Here is a 19,091-nt window from a genome sequence, read left to right as displayed (position 1 = left end):
CTGAGTTGATAAACAAAATTGGAATGAATATTTCTTTAAAAGAAAAATCTAAATCTTTTTTTAAGTGGCTATATAGTTTTAGGAAAAACAACTGGGAAAACAGGATTTTATATTATCACAGTATACATCCGACTCATACGATGAGCCACCACCCGGAAGTATTTAGAAGTCAAATGGAATGGTTGGTTAGGCATAATATTAAGGTTATATCCCTAAACCAATTGCCGAAGATGTCTGATCAGGAGAAATGGATAGTTTTAACATTTGATGATGGTTATCTTGATAATTATGAGTTTGCATTTCCTATTCTAAAAGACCTTGGACTTACCGCAACTTTTTTTATTGCGACAGATTATATTGCAAAAGAAGATAATTTATCTTCAAATAAGGGGCATCGATTATATGAGAATAGGCGAATGATGAATTGGAAACAGCTGAATGAGATGGTAGAAAACGGTTTTGAAATTGGGAGTCACACGCAATCTCATCAAATGGCTACGGCTTTACTAGGACAATCAAAAGACGTATTGTATGAAGAATTACGCAAAAGTAAATTTTTGATTGAAAAGTATCTGGATACGGAAGTAGTTTCATTCTCTTATCCAAACGGTCAAAAGGGAGCGTTTAATTCTCAAACAGGTAAAGTATTAGAGAAAGCTGGTTATAAGTTCGGAGTTACAACTATATGGGATGAAGTCAACTTGGAGCAAGAAGATTATCTTGCTTTACCAAGATGTGAATGCAGGAGTGAAGAAACACTGCAGGATTTTATTGAGAAAATGAATGGTTATGAAGATTACAGATATTTTAGCTCGAAAATGTTGGATGGAAGCAAGAACTGGCGCTAATCAAAAGGAAATTATCCATAAATGAAGAAGTTAGTGATTGATGCTTCTAATATAATATCTGGTGGTGGTCTTACTCACTTAAGAGAATTCATAAAGCATACTGAACCTTTAAAATATAATTTTGTCCAAGTTTTATTATGGGCACCGAAAAAAACTTTGGATAAGCTTCCGGGTAAAGAGTGGTTAAATAAAAAGTCTCACAGATTTTTAAACAAAGGATATTTACATCGGTTTTTATGGCGGCAATTTGTTTTAAAACCATCTCTTGATGAAGATACGTTACTTTTTATACCTGGTACGGGATATGTATCGGGCGCTGGAAAAGTAGTTACGATGTGTCGCAATTTATTACCACTCGAAATGGAAGAAGTAAACAGATATTTTTTTAGTAGAGCATGGATTAGAGTAGTTATCTTAAGGTTCTTGCATATACAAGCTTACACGAAGGCAGATGGCGTTATTTTCTTAAATGAATACTGTGAAAAAGTAACAAAAAAACTAATTGAAGATGGGAAGAATACTTCTGCTATTATCCCTCATGGTGTAAATACCAATTTTTTCTTTTTCAGAAATGAATACAAGATAAATAATACTTTTAATTTATTGTACGTATCGAGTTTAGATTTATATAAACATCAATGGAAAGTTGCCGAAGCTGTTGCGCAATTAAATAATGATGGATATGACATAACTCTTACCTTAATAGGTCACTCATATAATGGAACAGAGGAAAAGTTAAATAAAGTTATAGGGGACTATCCTATTTTAAGCGACAAATTGGATTGGAAAGGTGCGGTTGATTATGAAGCGCTTCCTAAATACTATAAGAAAAATGATGCCTTTATTTATGCTTCAACTTGTGAAACGTTTGGTATGACTTTACTGGAAGCCATGGCATCATCATTACCTATTGCTTGTTCCAATAAAAGTTCAATGGAGGAGATGTTAAAGGATGCTGGAATCTATTTTGATCCATTATCGATAGAAGAAACGAAAGAAGCAATAATGAAATTGATGAATAATAGAAATCTAAGAGAGAGGTTAGGTACTAAAGCTTGTCGGCTCGCACAGAATTATGATTGGGAAAGATGTTCTAAGAAGACATTGCAATTTCTTGAAACTGTAGCATAATAAAAGGGCATACTGGGAAATAATATTTTGCAAAAAAGGATAAAAAAAGTTTTAAGATATATTTCTATCTATGGAATAGGTAGAACTATCAATAAAGTTTCAGGTAGGCTTAGAAGCTTTAATATTTTTAATCCAAAATATCTCAGAAAAGAGCCAAGTATCGGATTAGTAGGGGGCGGGCAATTTCAGTTTTCCACAATTGCATATTATTTATCCAAAGGATGGATAAATAAATTTTCTTTTTGTTACGATATTGATGAAAAGAAATCTAAAACACTGGCTGAATACTATAGTATCCCAGAGGTTCTGGATGAAGAGAACGAGCTTTATAATCGTAATCAAGAAGATTTGGTTTATATAGCCTCCAACCATGCTTCCCATACCCCGTATGCTATTAAATTCTTAAATAACGGGATAGACGTATTCTCTGAAAAACCGATATCGGTCTCTTTTGAACAATTTGACCGTTTGTTAGAAGTGCTAAAAAAGTCGAATAACGATTTTTATGTAGGATATAACCGTCCGTATTCACCTTCAGTTGCAGATTTAAGGAATAGATATAATGAATTACATACGGATGAAGGACGGTTTACATTGAATTGTTTTATTTCGGCTCATGATATACCAAAAGACCATTGGTATCGCAATCCCCAAGAAGGTACCCGTATTTGTGGCAATGTTGGCCACTGGATAGATTTAATGATTCATATCTATAATTGGAGAGATCATATTCCTAAAAAGTATATTGTTCAGATTGCATATTCTGATATATCTGAACCGGATGACAATATTACGATATCGATTACTAATGATATTGGAGATCTAACTTCTATAACGATATCAGCCCGCTCCGAACCTTTTGAAGGAATCAATGAAACGATTAACTTTCAATATGATACGCTGATAGCCAAGATCGATGATTTTCGAAGGATGACTGTTTGGAATGAAGAGAAGCTGACTAAAAAGCGGTATTGGCCAAAAGATGTGGGACATAAACGGTCTGTGATGCAACCATTCCGGAATGATAATAGGGATTTAAATGAAATCGTTGCTTCTACAGAATTGATGCTACATATTGCTGAAATGGTTAGAAACGTAGAAACAGAGAAAGAAATTACATTGAAAAGAAGTTTATAAATGTACCAAATTATACAAGACCTTAAATCAGGAGAAACGATATTAGAGGAAGTCCCTACTCCGAGAGTAGGAGCAGGAAAAGTTCTTATCAAAACACAACGGAGCCTTGTTTCTTTAGGCACAGAAAAGATGCTGGTCAATTTTGGTCAGGCCAACCTATTAGAGAAAGCCCGCCAGCAGCCTGAAAAAGTCAAACAGGTTATCGATAAAATGAAAACCGATGGCATCAAGCCAACCCTCGAGGCTGTATTCCGTAAGTTGGATACCCCACTGCCGCTGGGCTACAGCCAGGCGGGAGAAGTAATTGCCGTAGGAAAGGGAGTTACTGAATTTCAGGTCGGTGACCGCGTGATCTCCAACGGCAATCATGCCGAAGTGGTGGCTGTGCCTAAAAATCTTGTGGCTAAAATCCCCGAGGGGGTTTCTTATGATGAGGCTTCGTTTACCGTAGTTGGGGCTATCGGCCTGCAGGGCATTCGTCTTATAAAACCTACTTTTGGCGAAACGGTGGTGGTATTAGGGCTTGGCTTAATCGGAATTATTTCTGCCCAAATTCTAAAAGCAAACGGCTGTAATGTTATTGGTCTGGATCTTGATCCCGACAAAGTGGAAAAGGCGCGGTCGTACGGGATCACCGCCATCAACTCAGGTCAACAAGACCCCGTGAAGTTTGTAGAGCAAAAAACCAATAATGTTGGCGCCGATGCGGTACTGATTACTGCCAGTACGAAGTCCAATGCTGTGATTAAACAAGCGGCAAATATGAGTCGCAAGCGCGGGCGTATTGTGTTAGTGGGGGTAGTCGGGTTGGATATCGACCGGTCTGACTTTTATGAAAAAGAATTGAGTTTTCAGGTAAGTTGTTCTTATGGACCGGGTCGATACGATGAGGAATATGAGCAGAAGGGCAATGACTATCCGCTGCCGTATGTACGATGGACCGAAAAACGGAACTTTCAGTCTGTGCTGGAAGCGATGAAAAAGGGCCAATTGGATGTGGAGTCGTTGATCACCGAAAGGGTGCCGCTGAAGGATTACGAGCAGATTTATGGGGATATGGATGGGAGTGATAGCATTGCTTCTATCTTGGAGTATCCATTGAACACGGAGGACTCTGAGGAATACACAGAGAGCGCAGAGAAAAATAATAGAACAATTAAAGTAAATGATGTTTCTTTTGAGGGGGGGACGGGTACGATGGCCGTAATAGGCGCAGGCAACTTCACGCAGGCGATGATTATGCCTTCACTCGATAATGCCGGGGCAGATGTAAAATATATCGTCAGTTCTGGTGGTCTTTCCTCAACCACGCTGTCTAAAAAATATGATGTTCCAAATAGTACGACAGATCTGGGCACGGTACTGGCCGATGATCAAGTGGAGGGGGTATTAATTACAACCCGCCATAACCTACATGCGGGAATGACGGTACAAGCCTTAAAGGCTGGAAAGCAGGTGTTTGTGGAGAAGCCACTGGCGCTAAAACAAGAGGAATTGGATGAAATTATTGAAACAGTTGAGGAAACCGGGAATACTATTACCGTTGGATTTAACCGTCGTTTTTCTCCCCACGCCGAAAAGATGAAAAAACTGCTGGGGCAGCAACCGGGTCCGATGAATGTGATTGCTACCATGAACGCGGGGCATATTCCTGCTGATGTTTGGGTCCATGATCCCGAGGTTGGTGGAGGACGTATTGTAGGAGAAGCGTGTCACTATGTGGATTTGATTACCTACCTGACCGGATCAAAGGTAACAGAAGTGAGTATGCATGCGATGGGTGAGAATCCGAAAGAGAATACAGATAATGCTTCTATTCACCTGAAATATGAGAACGGTTCACTGGGCGTGATCAACTATTTCGCTAATGGCAATAAATCCTATTCCAAGGAACGGGTTGAGGTCTATCACCAAGGGAAAAACCTAATTATGGATAACTTCCGCAAGCTCTATGCTTACGGTTTTGACAATAGTTTTTTTAGTCTGAGTAATAAAATATTGAGTACCAAGCAGGATAAGGGACATGCCAAGCAATTTGAGTTGTTAACACAATGCTGGCAAGAGGGTGGGGAGCCTTTGATACCATTTGATGAAATTGTGAACACAACCCGTGCCACTTTTGCTGCTATCGAAAGTCTTAAACAAGGCAAGTGGATTAGTTTATAGAACACTGAGGACGCAGAGGAAAACTTTAGAACAACGTTGATGTCATCCTGAGCGAAACGAAGTGAAGCCAAAGAATCTCCATGAGAATGTTTGTAAGTGGTTGAGTAGTTATTCCTAAGATACTACGCGAATAATTAATAGGAGATTCCTTGACTGTCGCTCGGAATGACACTGCTTTTATTTTATATGTATGTTCAAAAAGGTAGGACTTTATTACAGGACGATTAAGCATCTCAAACCGATCCAGATTCGGTACCGCCTGTGGTATATATTCCGCGATAAATTCCGCAACCTCACCGGCCACACCTATCCACTTTCCATCCCCAAAGAAGGTAACAGCTTAAATCTAATTGAAGGTTGTCCGTCGTCCGTCATCTGTCGTCCGTCATCAAAAGCTTTTACCTTTCTAAACCAACCACACACTTTCGAAGAAACTATTGACTGGAACGTTAGCAAGTACGGAAAACTTTGGGCGTATAACCTCAACTACTTTGAATACCTTCGTCAGCCTGATCTTACAAAAGAAGAAGGATTAAAGCTGATTAGGGAATTTATAGATCAAATTGAAAGTAATCGAGAGGGGCTTGAACCTTATCCCATCTCCTTACGTGGTATCAACTGGATCGTGTTTTTGAGTGAGCATAATATTAAAGAAAAAGAAATAGATGCGAGCCTGTATGGCCAATATCAAATTCTGCTGGACAACCTGGAATACCATTTGTTGGGTAATCACCTGTTGGAAAATGGATGCAGCTTGTTGTTTGGGGCTTGTTACTTTCAGGATAAAGAACTATATGAAAAAGCAGAGCAGATTTTAGGTAATCAACTCGAAGAACAGATATTGGATGACGGCGGACATTTTGAGCGTTCGACGATGTATCATTGTATTCTGTTAGAGCGGTTGATGGATTGTTATAATTTGATGGAAAGTAATAGTTTGAAGAAAAGTGACGGGCTGAAAGAAAAATTGGCAACTAAAATTAGGTTAATGCTGGGATGGCTTGATAAGATGACAATTGACTGCAGACCGGGGACAGAAGACGGCGAAGAATTATTCGTCAACGGTCCTCCGTCTTCCATCAAAGAACCGCCTTTATTCAATGATGGGGCGAAAGACGTTGCTCCAAGCCCCGAAGAACTATTTGTTTATGCCGAACGATTAGAGGTAAAAGCTAGGTCCGTACAGCTATCAGAAAGTGGATATCGGAAATTTAGTACAGAGCGTTTTAATCTAATTTGTGATGTTGGGGAAGTTGGGCCTGATTACCAGCCGGGTCATGCCCACAGCGATACGTTTTCTTTTGTCTTATATATGGATGGCAAGCCGGTTATTATCGATCCGGGTATATCGACCTATGAAAATAGTGCTCGTAGACAGCAGGAGCGGTCAACGGCTTTTCATAATACGGTTCAGTACAGGGACAAGGAGCAGTCGGAAGTCTGGAGTGGTTTTCGGGTGGGGCGTCGGGCAAGAGTTGAGGTTAAGGCTGAGAATGATAAGGAATTGATTGCTGCGCACGATGGATACCGGCCTTGGAGAATTACTCACGAACGGAAATGGGTGGTGGAGGAAGGTTATATTTGTATTAAGGATCGCTTGGTTGGAAAAGAGGGTGCCGCGGGTAGGTTTTATGTGCATTTTCATCCTTCACTTTTAGGTGAGCTGTCGGTTGAGGATAATTGTATAAAAGTCGGGGTAATTGATATAGAGTTCGAATCGGCTGATAAGATAAAAAAGTATAGCTATGATTGTCCCAACGGTTATAATCAGTATATTAAGGCCCCCAAAATTGAAGTGCAGTTTGTCAGCGAATTAGAATCGAGAATTTCATTGAATATAGAGGACGAGATGTTATAAAAAAGATTAGCATCTTTATGGTTGACCCACCCTTGATCCCTCCCTATGATAGGGAGGGAAACTCGTTGATTAAAGTTATGAATAGATTAGCGAGTCTCTTCCCCTATTTATAGGGGAAGAATAAGATGGGGTCAAATACTCTGTGTTTCCTCTGAGTGCCCTGTGTTAAAAACATTATGAACATATTATTCATCACTGACAATTTTCCGCCGGAGGTAAATGCCCCGGCAACGCGTACTTATGAACATTGTAGGGAATGGGTTGATGAAGGTCACGAGGTAACTGTTATCACCTGTGCACCGAACTTTCCTCAGGGAGAGGTGTATGAGGGGTACCAGAATAAGTGGCATCAGAAAGAAGAGGTGGACGGTATTGAAGTAATTCGGGTATGGAGCTATATCACATCCAATGAGGGGTTTATAAAGCGCACGCTGGATTATTTTAGCTTCGCGGTAACTTCATTTTGGTCGGGTTTATCCCAGAAGCCAGATATCATTATTGCTACTTCTCCACAATTCTTTACGACATGGAGTGGCTGGGCGTTATCAAAATTTAAACGGAAGCCCTGGGTTTTCGAGGTGCGTGATTTATGGCCTGAGTCGATCAAAACGGTTGGTGCCCTAAAAGAGGGGTTTATTTATGATAGTCTGGAAAGTATTGAGCTTTTTTTATATCGCAGTGCCGACAAGGTTATTCCTGTCACGGATGCTTTTAAAAAGAATTTGAGTGACCGGGGTATAAGTCCAGGTAAACAATTGGTTATACCCAATGGTTCTAATTTAGAGCTTTTTGATGTTGAAGCGAGTGACGGTCGTGGTATTCGTGAGGAGTTAGGACTCAAAAATAAATTTGTCGTGGGCTATGTGGGTACCCACGGGATGGCTCACAATTTAGACTTTATTTTAGAATGTGCCGGTCAAATTGAAGATTTGGATATCCACTTTCTTTTCATTGGAGATGGATCAGAAAAAGAGAGTCTATTGAAAATAGCTGAGGAAGAGCAACTCAAAAATGTAACTTTTGTAGATCCTATTCCAAAAGAAAAGGTTCCCGATTACCTTGATGCGGTTGATGTTTCTTTAGTTCCTCTTAAAAAGTCGGATACCTTTAAGACGGTCATCCCTTCCAAAATATTTGAGGCGGCTTCAATGGAGTTGCCAATTTTATTGGGAGTAGAGGGGCAAGCTCAGGAAATCGTTGAAGAATATGAAGCGGGTATCTGTTTTGAACCGGAGAATAAGGATGATCTTTTAGAAAAGCTTGGTTTACTTAAGCGAGATAAAGAATTATATAAAAGAATTTCGAGGAATGGGGCAAAGTTGGCAAAAGCTTATGATCGTAAAATATTAGCCCGAAAGATGTTGGATGCCTTGGAAGAATTAGTATGATTAAATGCTATGAACAAGTCACACTACAATAAAAAACATAAAGATTTAGCCAGAAACCTTCGAAAAGATGGCACAAGAGGCGAGGTGATTCTCTGGGATAAAGTGTTTCGTGCTAAAAAATTCCATGGCTATCAGTTTAATCGTCAGTTTTGCATTGATAATTACATCGTGGATTTTATTTCTCGAAAGTTAAAATTGATTGTCGAAGTAGACGGTTATTCCCATAATTTTAAACATGAAGGGGATAAATCACGGGATAAGCGATTAAAAGAGTTGGGATATACTACCGTTAGATTTTCAGAAAAAGAAGTATACAATGACCTGGACAATGCTATTCGGGTTTTGGAAAATCATTTACCAAAATGACATTATCATCAATCCTCCTGTCCTCCTTTTCTAAAGAGGAACTCTTTAATACATTGAGGTATCTTAAAGTCCCTCTTGGAGAAGAGGGATATAGGGAGATTGAGAATCAGAAATTAAAATTATTAATCAGATAATTATAGTAGGTTATAATGAAAATTATAAATGTGGCTAGTGCGCGTCCGAACTTTATGAAAGTGGCGCCACTGTTAGAGGAGTACAAAAAACATCAAGAGATCGAAGCAAAGCTGCTGCATACCGGTCAGCATTACGATTATGAGATGTCCAAGATCTTTTTTGACGAGCTGGGCATTCCCAAACCCGATTTCCATTTGGGAGTGGGCAGCGGTACTCATGCAGAGCAAACGGCTAAGGTAATGGTGGAGTTCGAAAAAGTATTGCAGAAAGAGCAGCCTGATTGGGTGGTGGTAGTGGGTGATGTAAACCCGACTATGGCCTGTACGATAGTAGCCAATAAAATGGGTATCAAGGTTGCCCATGTTGAAGCTGGTTTGCGAAGCTATGACCGCGATATGCCTGAGGAGATCAACCGCGTGCTTACCGATAGTATTGCCGATCTTTTGCTTACGCCCTCTATCGACGGCAATATGAATCTGATCAAAGAAGGTATTGCGGAGGAGAAGATCCGCTTTGTGGGTAACATCATGATCGACACGCTTTTCAATATGCGAAAGCGTTCGGATGAGTCAACTATTTTATCAGATTTAGGTATTAAAGAGAAAGGATATGTGCTTGTTACCTTGCACCGACCTTCAAATGTAGATCAGGAAGAAACATTAAGCAATTTTGTAAAAATCTTGGAAGAAACTTCGCAAGAGCTGCCGATGGTCTGGCCCGTGCACCCGCGCTCAAAAAACAATGCCGAGAAGTTTGGTCTTTGGGAACGGTTGCAGTCTGTTGAAAACTTACACCTATTAGAGCCGGTGGGATACCTGGATAACGTCTGCCTAATGAATAATGCCCGGCTGGTATTAACCGATTCCGGTGGCATCCAGGAAGAGACAACGGCGCTGGGTGTGCCCTGCCTCACCGCCCGCGAAAATACCGAGCGTCCTATTACTATTTCGGAGGGCACGAATACGCTGGTAGGTACCGATCCGGAGGTGATTTTGGATCATATTGAGAAACATTTGCAAAATGGCGTAGCTGGGAATGCTGATCTTCCGAAACCGCTGTATTGGGATGGGAATACAGCGAAACGTATTGTCAAGGCTATTCTTGAAGTGACTAAGTGATTGAGTGACTAAGTAACAGAGTAACACAGGGACAGAGTTGCAAAGTTGTAACGATCATGTCATCCTGAACTTGTTTCAGTATCTATCCATTTTTAAATAATTGTTGATTATTTTTTTTGTCAATATAGGTGGTGATGTAACTTTTTCATGATACAGTTGTGCAGTTCATTTTTTCAGTCACGAAAAAAGAACTAAAAAAGTGACCGCCTTAGAATTGCGAAAACGTTCCAAACCTCAGGCTGGATAATTTCAATGGTCTGTTACATTAAATTGCTTACTTCTACGTAAAGAACCAGTACGAAATTATCCTCTACGCCCTCGGTTTCCCACCAGCAATTACATTATGGCGGGGGGACAGGCCTAAGAATTGTGAGCGGAAGACAAGGGATGCGGGTATGTATTTTATACCGGTCAGTAACAATGAAATAGTTAATTCCTTTGAAGGACCATTAAAATACATGAATCCTGCAGGCCGGAGTAGGTTTCACAATTCTAAGTCTTGATTTTTTGGTTCATTTTGGATCAAGCCAAAATGAACGCCACAAACCTTTAGTCACAAAAAATGAATATACATGGTTATGTCAAGAGAAAAGATGTACTTCTATTATTGATTGCAAAAACTGGACAATCCCACAAAAAGCAGAAAAAATATTTTTTGATCTTTGATGTACACTTTCTCTAAACTTGCCTATCTTCAGCATCAAATTTAATAAAGCAATTATAAATGAGTACCGATTCAGCAAATATCATTCAAGAAGAAAAAAAGACAGATCGCCTGCAGAAGCTACTTGACAAGATCAAACAAAGAAATTATACGGTAGGTATAGTTGGGCTCGGCTATGTGGGGTTGCCCTTGATGTGGACCTTCCACAGCAATGATATGCCGGTGCTGGGATTCGATATCGACAAAGAAAAGATTAATTGTCTGAAAGAGGGACGGCCGTACATCAAGCACTTGGGCAAAGAGATGATGCAGAAGCTTGCCGATAGTAAAAAGTGCGATGCGACCACGGATTTCAGCCGCATTTCGGAAGCCGATGCCCTGCTGCTTTGTGTGCCTACTCCGCTGGATTATCACCGCGAGCCCGATATGCAGTATGTAGAAAAAACGTGCATGACAGTAGGAGAACATCTCCGTGAGGGACAATTGGTGATTTTGGAGTCCACCACCTATCCCGGTACTACCGAAGAGTTGGTTATTCCTATTTTGGAATCGAAGTCAGGTCTTACGGCAGGAGAAGATTTTTACGTAGCCTACAGCCCCGAGCGCGAAGATCCGGGTAATATCAATTTTGATACCGGCAGTATTCCCAAAGTGGTTGGCGGGCATGCCAAGGAAGGTATCGAACTGGCTTGTGCCTTGTATGATACCTCCATTGTCCGGACGGTACCCGTGTCTGACACCAAAACAGCCGAGGCGGTGAAGATTACGGAAAATGTGTTTCGGGCGGTAAATATTGCCTTGGTGAATGAGCTGAAGGTGGTATTCAGTGACATGGATATTGATGTCCATGAAGTGCTGGACGCCGCTGATACCAAACCTTTTGGCTTTATGAAATTTGTTCCCGGCCCGGGTTTGGGCGGCCATTGTATTCCCATTGATCCTTTCTATCTGACCTGGAAAGCGCGGGAATATGAGCAGAACACGCGATTTATCGAGCTGGCCGGTGAAATTAATACATCCATGCCCCAGTATGTGATTGATCAGACCTTAAAAGCACTCAATGCGCATAAAAAGCCGATGAATGGTAGTGATATTCTTGTTATCGGGCTGGCCTATAAGCCGGACGTAGATGATATGCGCGAATCACCGACCTTTAAGATTATGGATCTGCTCAAAGAATACGGGGCTGAAGTGTCTTACTATGATCCGCATATTCCAGAGATTAAGCCTACCCGGGAACATGACGAATGGACCGGGACCAAAAGTATATCCTGGAATAAAGAGGTAGTGTCAGGGTATGATGCGGTGGTTATTTCTACCGATCACTCTGTGATAGATTATGAGGAGCTTGCTGAATGGTCGGATTGTATTATTGACAGCAGAAATGCATTGAAAGGTATTGAGCCGGATAATGATATTCATTTTTGGAAGGCGTAGTTTGTGGCACTGTGTGCCGACGGATGACGGGAAGGGCGGTGATTAAGTGACAAAGTAACTAAGTTACAGAGTAACATAGGGACAGAGTTGCAAAGCTGACGGTGGATGGAGGACCGATGACTAACGTCGGATGACCATTAAATTGGTTATTGGGTTATTAGGTGGTTAAGTTACTGTATTGTAGAATCCTCTGATCTTCCGAGGGTCATAATGGTGGTATTCCAGGGGGATGGAGTAACTGAGAAATAAAGTGACAAAGTTGTAGTGTGGAGGAATCTATCATGCGCTATATACCCAAAAGCTCTTGCAGTTTCCTCTATTTCTTTTCTAAGTTCGGAACATTCAGCTATAATACTGTTTAAATGGTTATGATTAATGCTTGCTTTTTATTAAAGAATTCTAACATGAAATTGTATTACAGCTTCAAAAGTGTTATTATTACATTCAAATTTAACAAGTAGAGACGTTTCACATTTAAAAAAATAGTATATGGAACAAACGTTACTGCCAGATGGCGGGATGACATTAGGTGTTATCTTTATTCTTTCCTGTGTGATCTCCTATTTTGCTATACCAATAATTAAGAGGGTGGCCGAAAAGCAGCATTTGTTTGACCATCCGGATGATCATCGCAAATTACACTCCGAGGCGGTACCAACCTTGGGTGGCATTGCTATATGTGCAGCTTTTTTAGTCAGTTTTTCCGTAAGCCCGTGGGCCAATAGCCTGGGAGGCTATTCGTACTTGGCTGCTGCTGTCCTTATTCTATTCTTTGTAGGTCTGAAAGATGACTTGGTGGTCCTGTCTGCTTCCAAGAAGCTTGTGGCACAATTAACGGCTGCAGGATTGATTATCTTTGGGAGCGATATGGTCATTGATAATTTCTACGGCGTTTTTGGGCTGGCCGAAATTCCTTTCTGGGTGGCGGTGCCGATAACATTTTTTACGGTGATCGTTCTTATTAATGCGATCAATTTGATTGATGGTATTGATGGGTTGGCAGGAGGAATTGGAGTCATTGCCTCCGTAATATTTGGTGCCGGTTTTCTTTATGTGGGACAACTGCCCATGGCGATGTTTTCGTTTTGCCTGGTTGGTGCGCTGTTAGGATTTCTGTATTATAACTTTAGTCCTGCTTCCATATTTATGGGAGATACGGGGTCTATGCTATTGGGATTTTTACTGGCGGTGCAAACCATAGAGTTTGTGGCATTAAGCGGTGATCCGTTATTTGCTTCTGTTTTTGGTAATGCATCGGCCATTCTACCGGTAGCGATATTAGGATTTCCACTCTTTGACACGTTGCGTGTAGTGGTTAAACGAATGCGTCGGAGTAATTCTATATTTCAACCGGGTCAGGATCATGTCCATCACGAGCTACTGCGAATGGGGCTTTCACATAGTCATGCTTCACTGCTGCTCTATGGTCAAAGTTTGTTGTTGGTAGCAATTATTGGATCTTTGGCACTTCTTAATATCAATGTAAATATATTATTAGGCACGGTAATACTGACAAGTCTCGTAGTGTTCCCTACTAATGGGTTTAAAAGAAAACTAACGTCTTGGTTGTTTGGCTATGATTGGCAGGCTTACCAAAAGAGAAAGTGGGGGATCGAATTTAATCCCGAAAAGCTGGAGTCCTTAAATGGAGGTATCAGTGATGATTCTTTAGAGCTTGTGACAAATGGGAAAGAAGCGTATGAGGAAGAATCTGAGAGTGTAGCGGTGTGATTTTTTAGTATTGAGTAGTGAGATTTGAGTATTTAGACTTTCAAGGTCTTTCCGAGAGGGGAGGCCTTTTTTGTTGGAGGCAGCGGAGCTGCTGACGGGGGGACGGATGACTGTGGACGGTGGTGAATGGTGAGGAGGTAATGAGGTGAGGGAGTTTTTGAGTGACAAAGAGACAAAGTTACAGAGTTGGGAAGTGTTGAAGGTTGAATTTGGAGGTTGGATAAAATTCTAAACTGTCATTTCGAACGGAACATAGTGGAGAGAGAAATCTGTGTTTTGCAATGACGGGTGACAGTTGACCGGAGACGGGGGAAGGTAATGGGGTGATTAGGTGATTCAGTTACTAAGCTACAAAGTGACAAAGAAGCAAAGTTGCAGAGTTGGAAATGTTGAATGCTTGGTTCAACTACGAAATTCTAACAAGGAGTTTCTCTTTTCCCTGCCTGTAGATTACAGACGAGATGACGCCAGTTTTCAATACTTCCATGCACCAATCGAGGTCATTCCGAAGGAAGTGAGAAATCTATGTTTGGGGTGATGTTGGTACCAATATGAGAACTGCCTACGGGAGTGCGAGAATATTAATTTCGGCCTCATAATAAAGTTGACCATTTTCAAAATGGATATCACCACCTGTAACTTCAAATATTTCTCCCTTTCTTAGAGGACTTAAAGATGCTAAGAACATAACTTGGGAGTTGGTCATCCCACCCTCATTTTCCCACTGTTCCAAACTATTAATGTCAGCAGGTGAAAGAGATCTTGAGTTGATTTTTATTTTTAAGTTCCGCGTTAATGAATGTTTCATAATCAAAAAAAAATATAGCTTTAATATAAGTTACTTGTCTTTGGTCGGGGTCGGGACAAGTACTTTATTCACAATAGCTGACCATTTGCCATCGGGATTAATTTGATTGTTTGCCAGATCACTTAGCCCCATATCAGCGCGTTTTTCCTCACGCAAGGTATCCAGCAGTAGTTCAGCAATTTCATGTCGTTCGAGAGTTTTAGCATAGGCAATAGCAGTTCCATAGCCTGCCATCTCATAATGATTGATGTGTTGAATCGCCGTTATAAGAGCAGCGTCACGTACTTCCTCATTCACACATCGCGTTACCAATTTTTGTGATTCTTTGATGAGTCCTTTAATACCGTCGCAATTTTCACCTTTGGGATCTTCATTGAGTATTTGAAAGACTTCTTTAATTCGTTGAGCATGGTGCTTGGTTTCCCTGAGATGAAAAGTCAGAAGTTCATTGAGTTCAAAAGATTCTGCTATTTCTGACTGTCTTTCCAGAAAAGTTATCTGTTGCAATTCCCCGTAAAAGAGATCACGCAGTTGTTCTAGCATCAAATCGTAGAGGTCAAAAATATCCTGTTTATTTTGAGTTGCCATAATGTATTTGAGATATGATTATGAAAAAGGAAATGTAATTCCGGTTATAGATCGTTTTTAGTGAATTTACTTGATACGATAGGAATTTTTCAATCACTGAACACAGAGTTTGTAGGGTGGGTGTTTTGTAGGGGAAACTTGATTGATGTTGTAAGGGAGATTTGAACTGAGAATAATTTGTTAGAAGGTTTGCAAAAGGTGAAATCGGTTTTGATATGCTCAGGATGGCATTGCTGTGTTCTTAAAAAGTTGCAAAGGGATGCACAGACAATCTATGAAAGGTTGTGTGAAGTGTTCTTGAAGGTATAAGCGAAATAGGGATTGTACTACAGCAAGGTAGTGATAAGGTTGATAAATTTGCTATATACAGCAAACAAACTATGATCAATATGGAAACATTAACGGCAACGACGATATTTTGGCTTTTGGTGTTGGGGGCAACAGAAGGATGGGTCATTGGATATATTATTGGAGATGAAGGCATAACGGTGAGGAGCAATGTGGTCTGGGGATTGATCGGAGCACCGGTTGTTGGCATATGTGGATTATATGTCGAAATTAGTGGTGTTTTGTTATTCGCCTTTATGGGTACACTGGCTATACTGTTTTTGGCTAATGTTTTTCATCTTCATCATGTTGAGGATATTAAGGGAGATATTGATCGAGGAGCGAAGATTGTTCGTAAAAAGTAGGGGGTTTCTTCTTATAACTTGTTGCAAAAGGAACTTAAAGTGATGGAGTTGCTAAGTGTTTAGAAAAGACTGTTGACGAATGACTGTGGATAGTGTTGAGAATATGAAGGTTTTGAGTCCGTCAGTATTTGTTTCCGAATATATTTAAGTGACTTGTCTGTGAATAAGTGATTGAGTGATGAGGTGAGGAAGTTTTTGAGTGACAGAGATACAAAGTTACAGAGTTGTAAAGTGGAAAGTTTTAAGTGTTAAGTGATGACGGGTGACGGACGACTGTGGTGAATGGTGAAGGGATAATTAGGTGATTGAGTGACTAAGTGACAAAGGCACAGAGTTATAAAGGGTTAAGTTTTAAGTGTGAAGTGATGACTGTTGACCATGGAAAAGTTGGATGTTTAATGTTTGGTTCAACTACGAAACTCTAATAAGGAGTTTCTCCTTTCCCTGCTTGTAGGGAAGGGAGATCAAGCTTGTGCTACAAAGCCATGGTTTATATGGCGTAGTGGTGAGGGATGGGGCGAGAGCGGTGATAGGCGACTAAGTTACTGAGTGACAAAGAAACAAAGTTACAGAGTAATAAAGGGGCAAAACGGACGGTTGACCGAGATATCTCAAAACCTATGTTCACTTGCAAAAATTCTGTTGTGCAAAACAACGGGAAATAAATTACTCTGTCACTTTTCAACCTCATTACCTAATCCCTTAAAAACTATTCCACAAATTTGGGCACTGCCTGTCGAAATCGCTATATTCCCGATCAATTTTAATGGTCAAAATTTTGATTAGTGAGTTTATCAAGAATACTGCGTTTCGGAGTTGTTGGAATTACTTTTTTAATAGGGTTGCAGTCTCTTGCGTTGGGACAGAATCAGGAAGAGGAAGCTGTTCCTGACTTTGATATGGAGATGGAATTTGGAACGGCCATCAGCCAAGAAGGGGAGTTGCCCTTTTGGTTGCACAGCAACCGGTGGGGTATGATCGATCGCAGAAGCGCCAATGGTTTTATGAGGCTGGCTCCCCGGGCTGATCTTGGGACCGCTGGACCAGTGAAGTTGAAAGCAGGGGCCGAGCTGGTAGGTCGATGGTCAGAACAAAGCAGTGTATTCTTTAATGCAGGATACCTGCAGGTCGATTGGAAAATATTTCGGTTTGTTGCAGGACGCCAAAAAGAGCAAATAGGGATTACTGACAGCAGCCTAACGTCCGGCTCCATGATACAAAGCAGAAATGCATCGCCCATTCCCAAGGTACGTCTTTATACGCCTGATTTTGTGGGCATCCCGGGTACGGACAGCTGGCTGAGTTTTAAGGGCTATTTTGCTCACGGCTGGATGGAAAATGGAAGATATATTGAAGACCCGTGGTTGCACCAGAAATATTTCTATTTAAAGGCACTTCCTGATACCTATCCTCTGCAACTTTATGGTGGAATTGTTCAAAGTACACTCTGGGCGGGGACGCACCCGGAGTACGGTAACTTACCGGATGGATTGAGTGACTTTTGGAATGTGTTTACCGCTCAGGAAAGTGATGCGGAAAATGCGGAACCTTCGGCAATCGGAGAGGCTGTGGGCAGTTCCATTGGTATTTATGATTTTGGAATTGCGTATGATTATCGGGGTTATAGCGGAGTCATCCACCGCCAATTTTTCTTGGAAACGGGGGCCGGGGCCAAATTCCGCAATGCATGGGATGGGCTCTGGGGGGTATCCATTTCCTGGGATAAAGAATTTGAGTACATAAATAGTTTTTCCTGGAATCACTTATATACCAAGCGTCAGAGTTCCCAGGTGCATCGTGGGGATCCTCCTTATGGAGCAGACAGTTATTATAGCAATAGTACATACAGGAGTGGTTGGACCTCCCATGGCCGTACTATTGGGAATCCTTTAATGTTTGCTGATGGCATTCACCCAGGAGTTGATAATAATATTGTAATTGCTCATCAATTGGGGTTGGGTGGAGTCATTGGGTCGATTAATTATGGCTTAACGGGTACGTATAGTAGAAATTATGGGGCAAGGTCATACTGTGCTACTGAAAGCTGTTCGAGCCGGTCTAATGGGGTTACGAATCGCAAAGACCAATACTCTTTTTTACTGCAGATGTCTATGCCTGTCCGCCCGAAGCTGTCGCTGAGCCTCGACTTAGCCTATGATACCGGGGCGCTGTATGCGGACCAGCTGGGTGGGATGGTTCGTTTTCGTTATAGTATAAAGTAGAAGGCTTTTGAGTGTTGAATGTTGAAGGTTGAATTGGATGCGTCTCTTTAATCACGAGTTTCTCTTTTCCCTGCAGGAAGAGGTATAATAGTTATTAGGTGATTAGGTTACTAAGTTACTAAGAAACAAAGTGACAAAGTTGCAAAGAGACGGAGTTGCAGGGATTTAATGTTGGATGATGGATTTTAAATTGTGAAGTTGGCACCGTAAAATCCCCTCTCGAGAGGGGTGGGCTGCTACGAAGTGGCGGCTCGGGGTGTGGTTTAAGATTTCATGTTAAGCGTTCAATGTTGAAGGTTTCAGGTTGAAGGTTTAATTAAAAGCAATGTCATCCCGCTGTGTCCCGACCCGTCGGGAGCGAAGTCGAGGGATCTCCTGCCATTAGGTTCGCGTAGAGATGATTGACTATGGACCGGTGACGGACGACGGAGGTGAATGGTGAAGGGCTATTAGGTGATTGAGTGATTAAGTTGCAAAGTTACAGAGTTATAAAGTTGGCCCTGTTAAGTTCCCCCTTGGAGAAGGGGGTTAGGGGGATTGATTAATACTGGTGACATAAATTTGAATGACCGGTGACCGACGACGGTGGAGTGGTAAATAGGGGCTTAGGGAATGCAGTGTTTGGGTAATTGTGTTACAGAGATACAAAGTAACAAAGTTGCAGAGTAAGACCAGTTGTTTATAAAGGTGTCATTTCGACCGGAGGCTGTGGGTTTCAAGCCGGAGTGGAGAAATCTTTGTTTTTATCCTTTAGTATGTATCAAAAACAAGGATCTCTCTGCTCCATCCCGATTGCTCGGGA

14 protein-coding genes are annotated in these 19,091 nt (G+C 41.2%); 12 read left to right on the top strand and 2 right to left on the bottom strand.

Features of this window, described 5'->3' with window-relative positions; translation table 11 throughout:
• Nucleotides 1-23: 23 nt before the first annotated feature.
• The 10 genes from CK503_RS13480 to CK503_RS13435 all read left to right on the top strand — a co-directional run bounded on the left by CK503_RS13480 (nt 24) and on the right by CK503_RS13435 (nt 13,979).
• The gene (locus CK503_RS13480) at nt 24-848 is read left to right on the top strand and encodes a polysaccharide deacetylase family protein (protein WP_095607350.1); all 825 of its coding nucleotides are present in this window, start codon (nt 24-26) and stop codon (nt 846-848) included.
• A gap of 21 nt (nt 849-869) precedes the next feature.
• Nucleotides 870-1,979 carry a glycosyltransferase family 4 protein gene (locus tag CK503_RS13475; RefSeq protein ID WP_095607349.1) on the top strand — a complete coding sequence of 370 codons (1,110 nt, stop codon included), beginning with the start codon at nt 870-872 and terminating at the stop codon, nt 1,977-1,979.
• Between the two features lie 27 nt (nt 1,980-2,006).
• Nucleotides 2,007-3,116 (top strand): Gfo/Idh/MocA family protein, encoded by a 1,110-nt coding sequence (locus tag CK503_RS13470; RefSeq protein ID WP_176466316.1) that lies wholly within the window; start codon nt 2,007-2,009, stop codon nt 3,114-3,116.
• On the top strand, nt 3,117-5,282 hold the full coding sequence (locus CK503_RS13465) for a bi-domain-containing oxidoreductase (protein ID WP_095607347.1): 2,166 nt from the start codon (nt 3,117-3,119) through the stop codon (nt 5,280-5,282).
• Nucleotides 5,283-5,472: 190 nt separating this feature from the next.
• Nucleotides 5,473-7,140 (top strand): heparinase II/III family protein, encoded by a 1,668-nt coding sequence (locus tag CK503_RS13460; protein WP_095607346.1) that lies wholly within the window; start codon nt 5,473-5,475, stop codon nt 7,138-7,140.
• Nucleotides 7,141-7,316: 176 nt separating this feature from the next.
• Complete coding sequence (locus tag CK503_RS13455; protein WP_095607345.1) at nt 7,317-8,528, top strand: glycosyltransferase family 4 protein; 1,212 nt, start codon at nt 7,317-7,319, stop codon at nt 8,526-8,528.
• 9 nt (nt 8,529-8,537) lie between these two features.
• Nucleotides 8,538-8,894, top strand: coding sequence for an endonuclease domain-containing protein (locus tag CK503_RS13450; protein WP_095607344.1), 357 nt, complete (start codon nt 8,538-8,540; stop codon nt 8,892-8,894).
• Between the two features lie 149 nt (nt 8,895-9,043).
• On the top strand, nt 9,044-10,147 hold the full coding sequence (wecB, locus tag CK503_RS13445) for a non-hydrolyzing UDP-N-acetylglucosamine 2-epimerase (protein WP_095607343.1): 1,104 nt from the start codon (nt 9,044-9,046) through the stop codon (nt 10,145-10,147).
• Nucleotides 10,148-10,871: 724 nt separating this feature from the next.
• Nucleotides 10,872-12,248, top strand: coding sequence for a nucleotide sugar dehydrogenase (locus tag CK503_RS13440; RefSeq protein WP_095607342.1), 1,377 nt, complete (start codon nt 10,872-10,874; stop codon nt 12,246-12,248).
• Between the two features lie 489 nt (nt 12,249-12,737).
• On the top strand, nt 12,738-13,979 hold the full coding sequence (locus CK503_RS13435; protein WP_095607341.1) for an MraY family glycosyltransferase: 1,242 nt from the start codon (nt 12,738-12,740) through the stop codon (nt 13,977-13,979).
• 562 nt (nt 13,980-14,541) lie between these two features.
• Here CK503_RS13435 and CK503_RS13430 read toward each other — a convergent pair.
• Complete coding sequence (locus CK503_RS13430; protein ID WP_095607340.1) at nt 14,542-14,787, bottom strand: hypothetical protein; 246 nt, start codon at nt 14,785-14,787, stop codon at nt 14,542-14,544.
• 30 nt (nt 14,788-14,817) lie between these two features.
• Complete coding sequence (locus CK503_RS13425) at nt 14,818-15,375, bottom strand: YciE/YciF ferroxidase family protein (RefSeq protein ID WP_095607339.1); 558 nt, start codon at nt 15,373-15,375, stop codon at nt 14,818-14,820.
• 389 nt (nt 15,376-15,764) lie between these two features.
• Between CK503_RS13425 and CK503_RS13420 the strand changes: the two genes are divergently transcribed.
• Nucleotides 15,765-16,067 carry a hypothetical protein gene (locus CK503_RS13420; protein WP_141239940.1) on the top strand — a complete coding sequence of 101 codons (303 nt, stop codon included), beginning with the start codon at nt 15,765-15,767 and terminating at the stop codon, nt 16,065-16,067.
• Between the two features lie 785 nt (nt 16,068-16,852).
• Nucleotides 16,853-18,289: a capsule assembly Wzi family protein gene (locus CK503_RS13415; protein ID WP_141239939.1), complete on the top strand. Its 1,437-nt coding sequence runs from the start codon at nt 16,853-16,855 to the stop codon at nt 18,287-18,289.
• Nucleotides 18,290-19,091: the final 802 nt, after the last annotated feature.

Origin of the sequence: Fodinibius salipaludis (assembly GCF_002287075.1) — a bacterium.
Classification (GTDB): domain Bacteria; phylum Bacteroidota; class Rhodothermia; order Balneolales; family Balneolaceae; genus Fodinibius; species Fodinibius salipaludis.
Note: the sequence above shows the minus strand (reverse complement) of the source record. Positions and strands in the feature narration are given on the sequence as shown.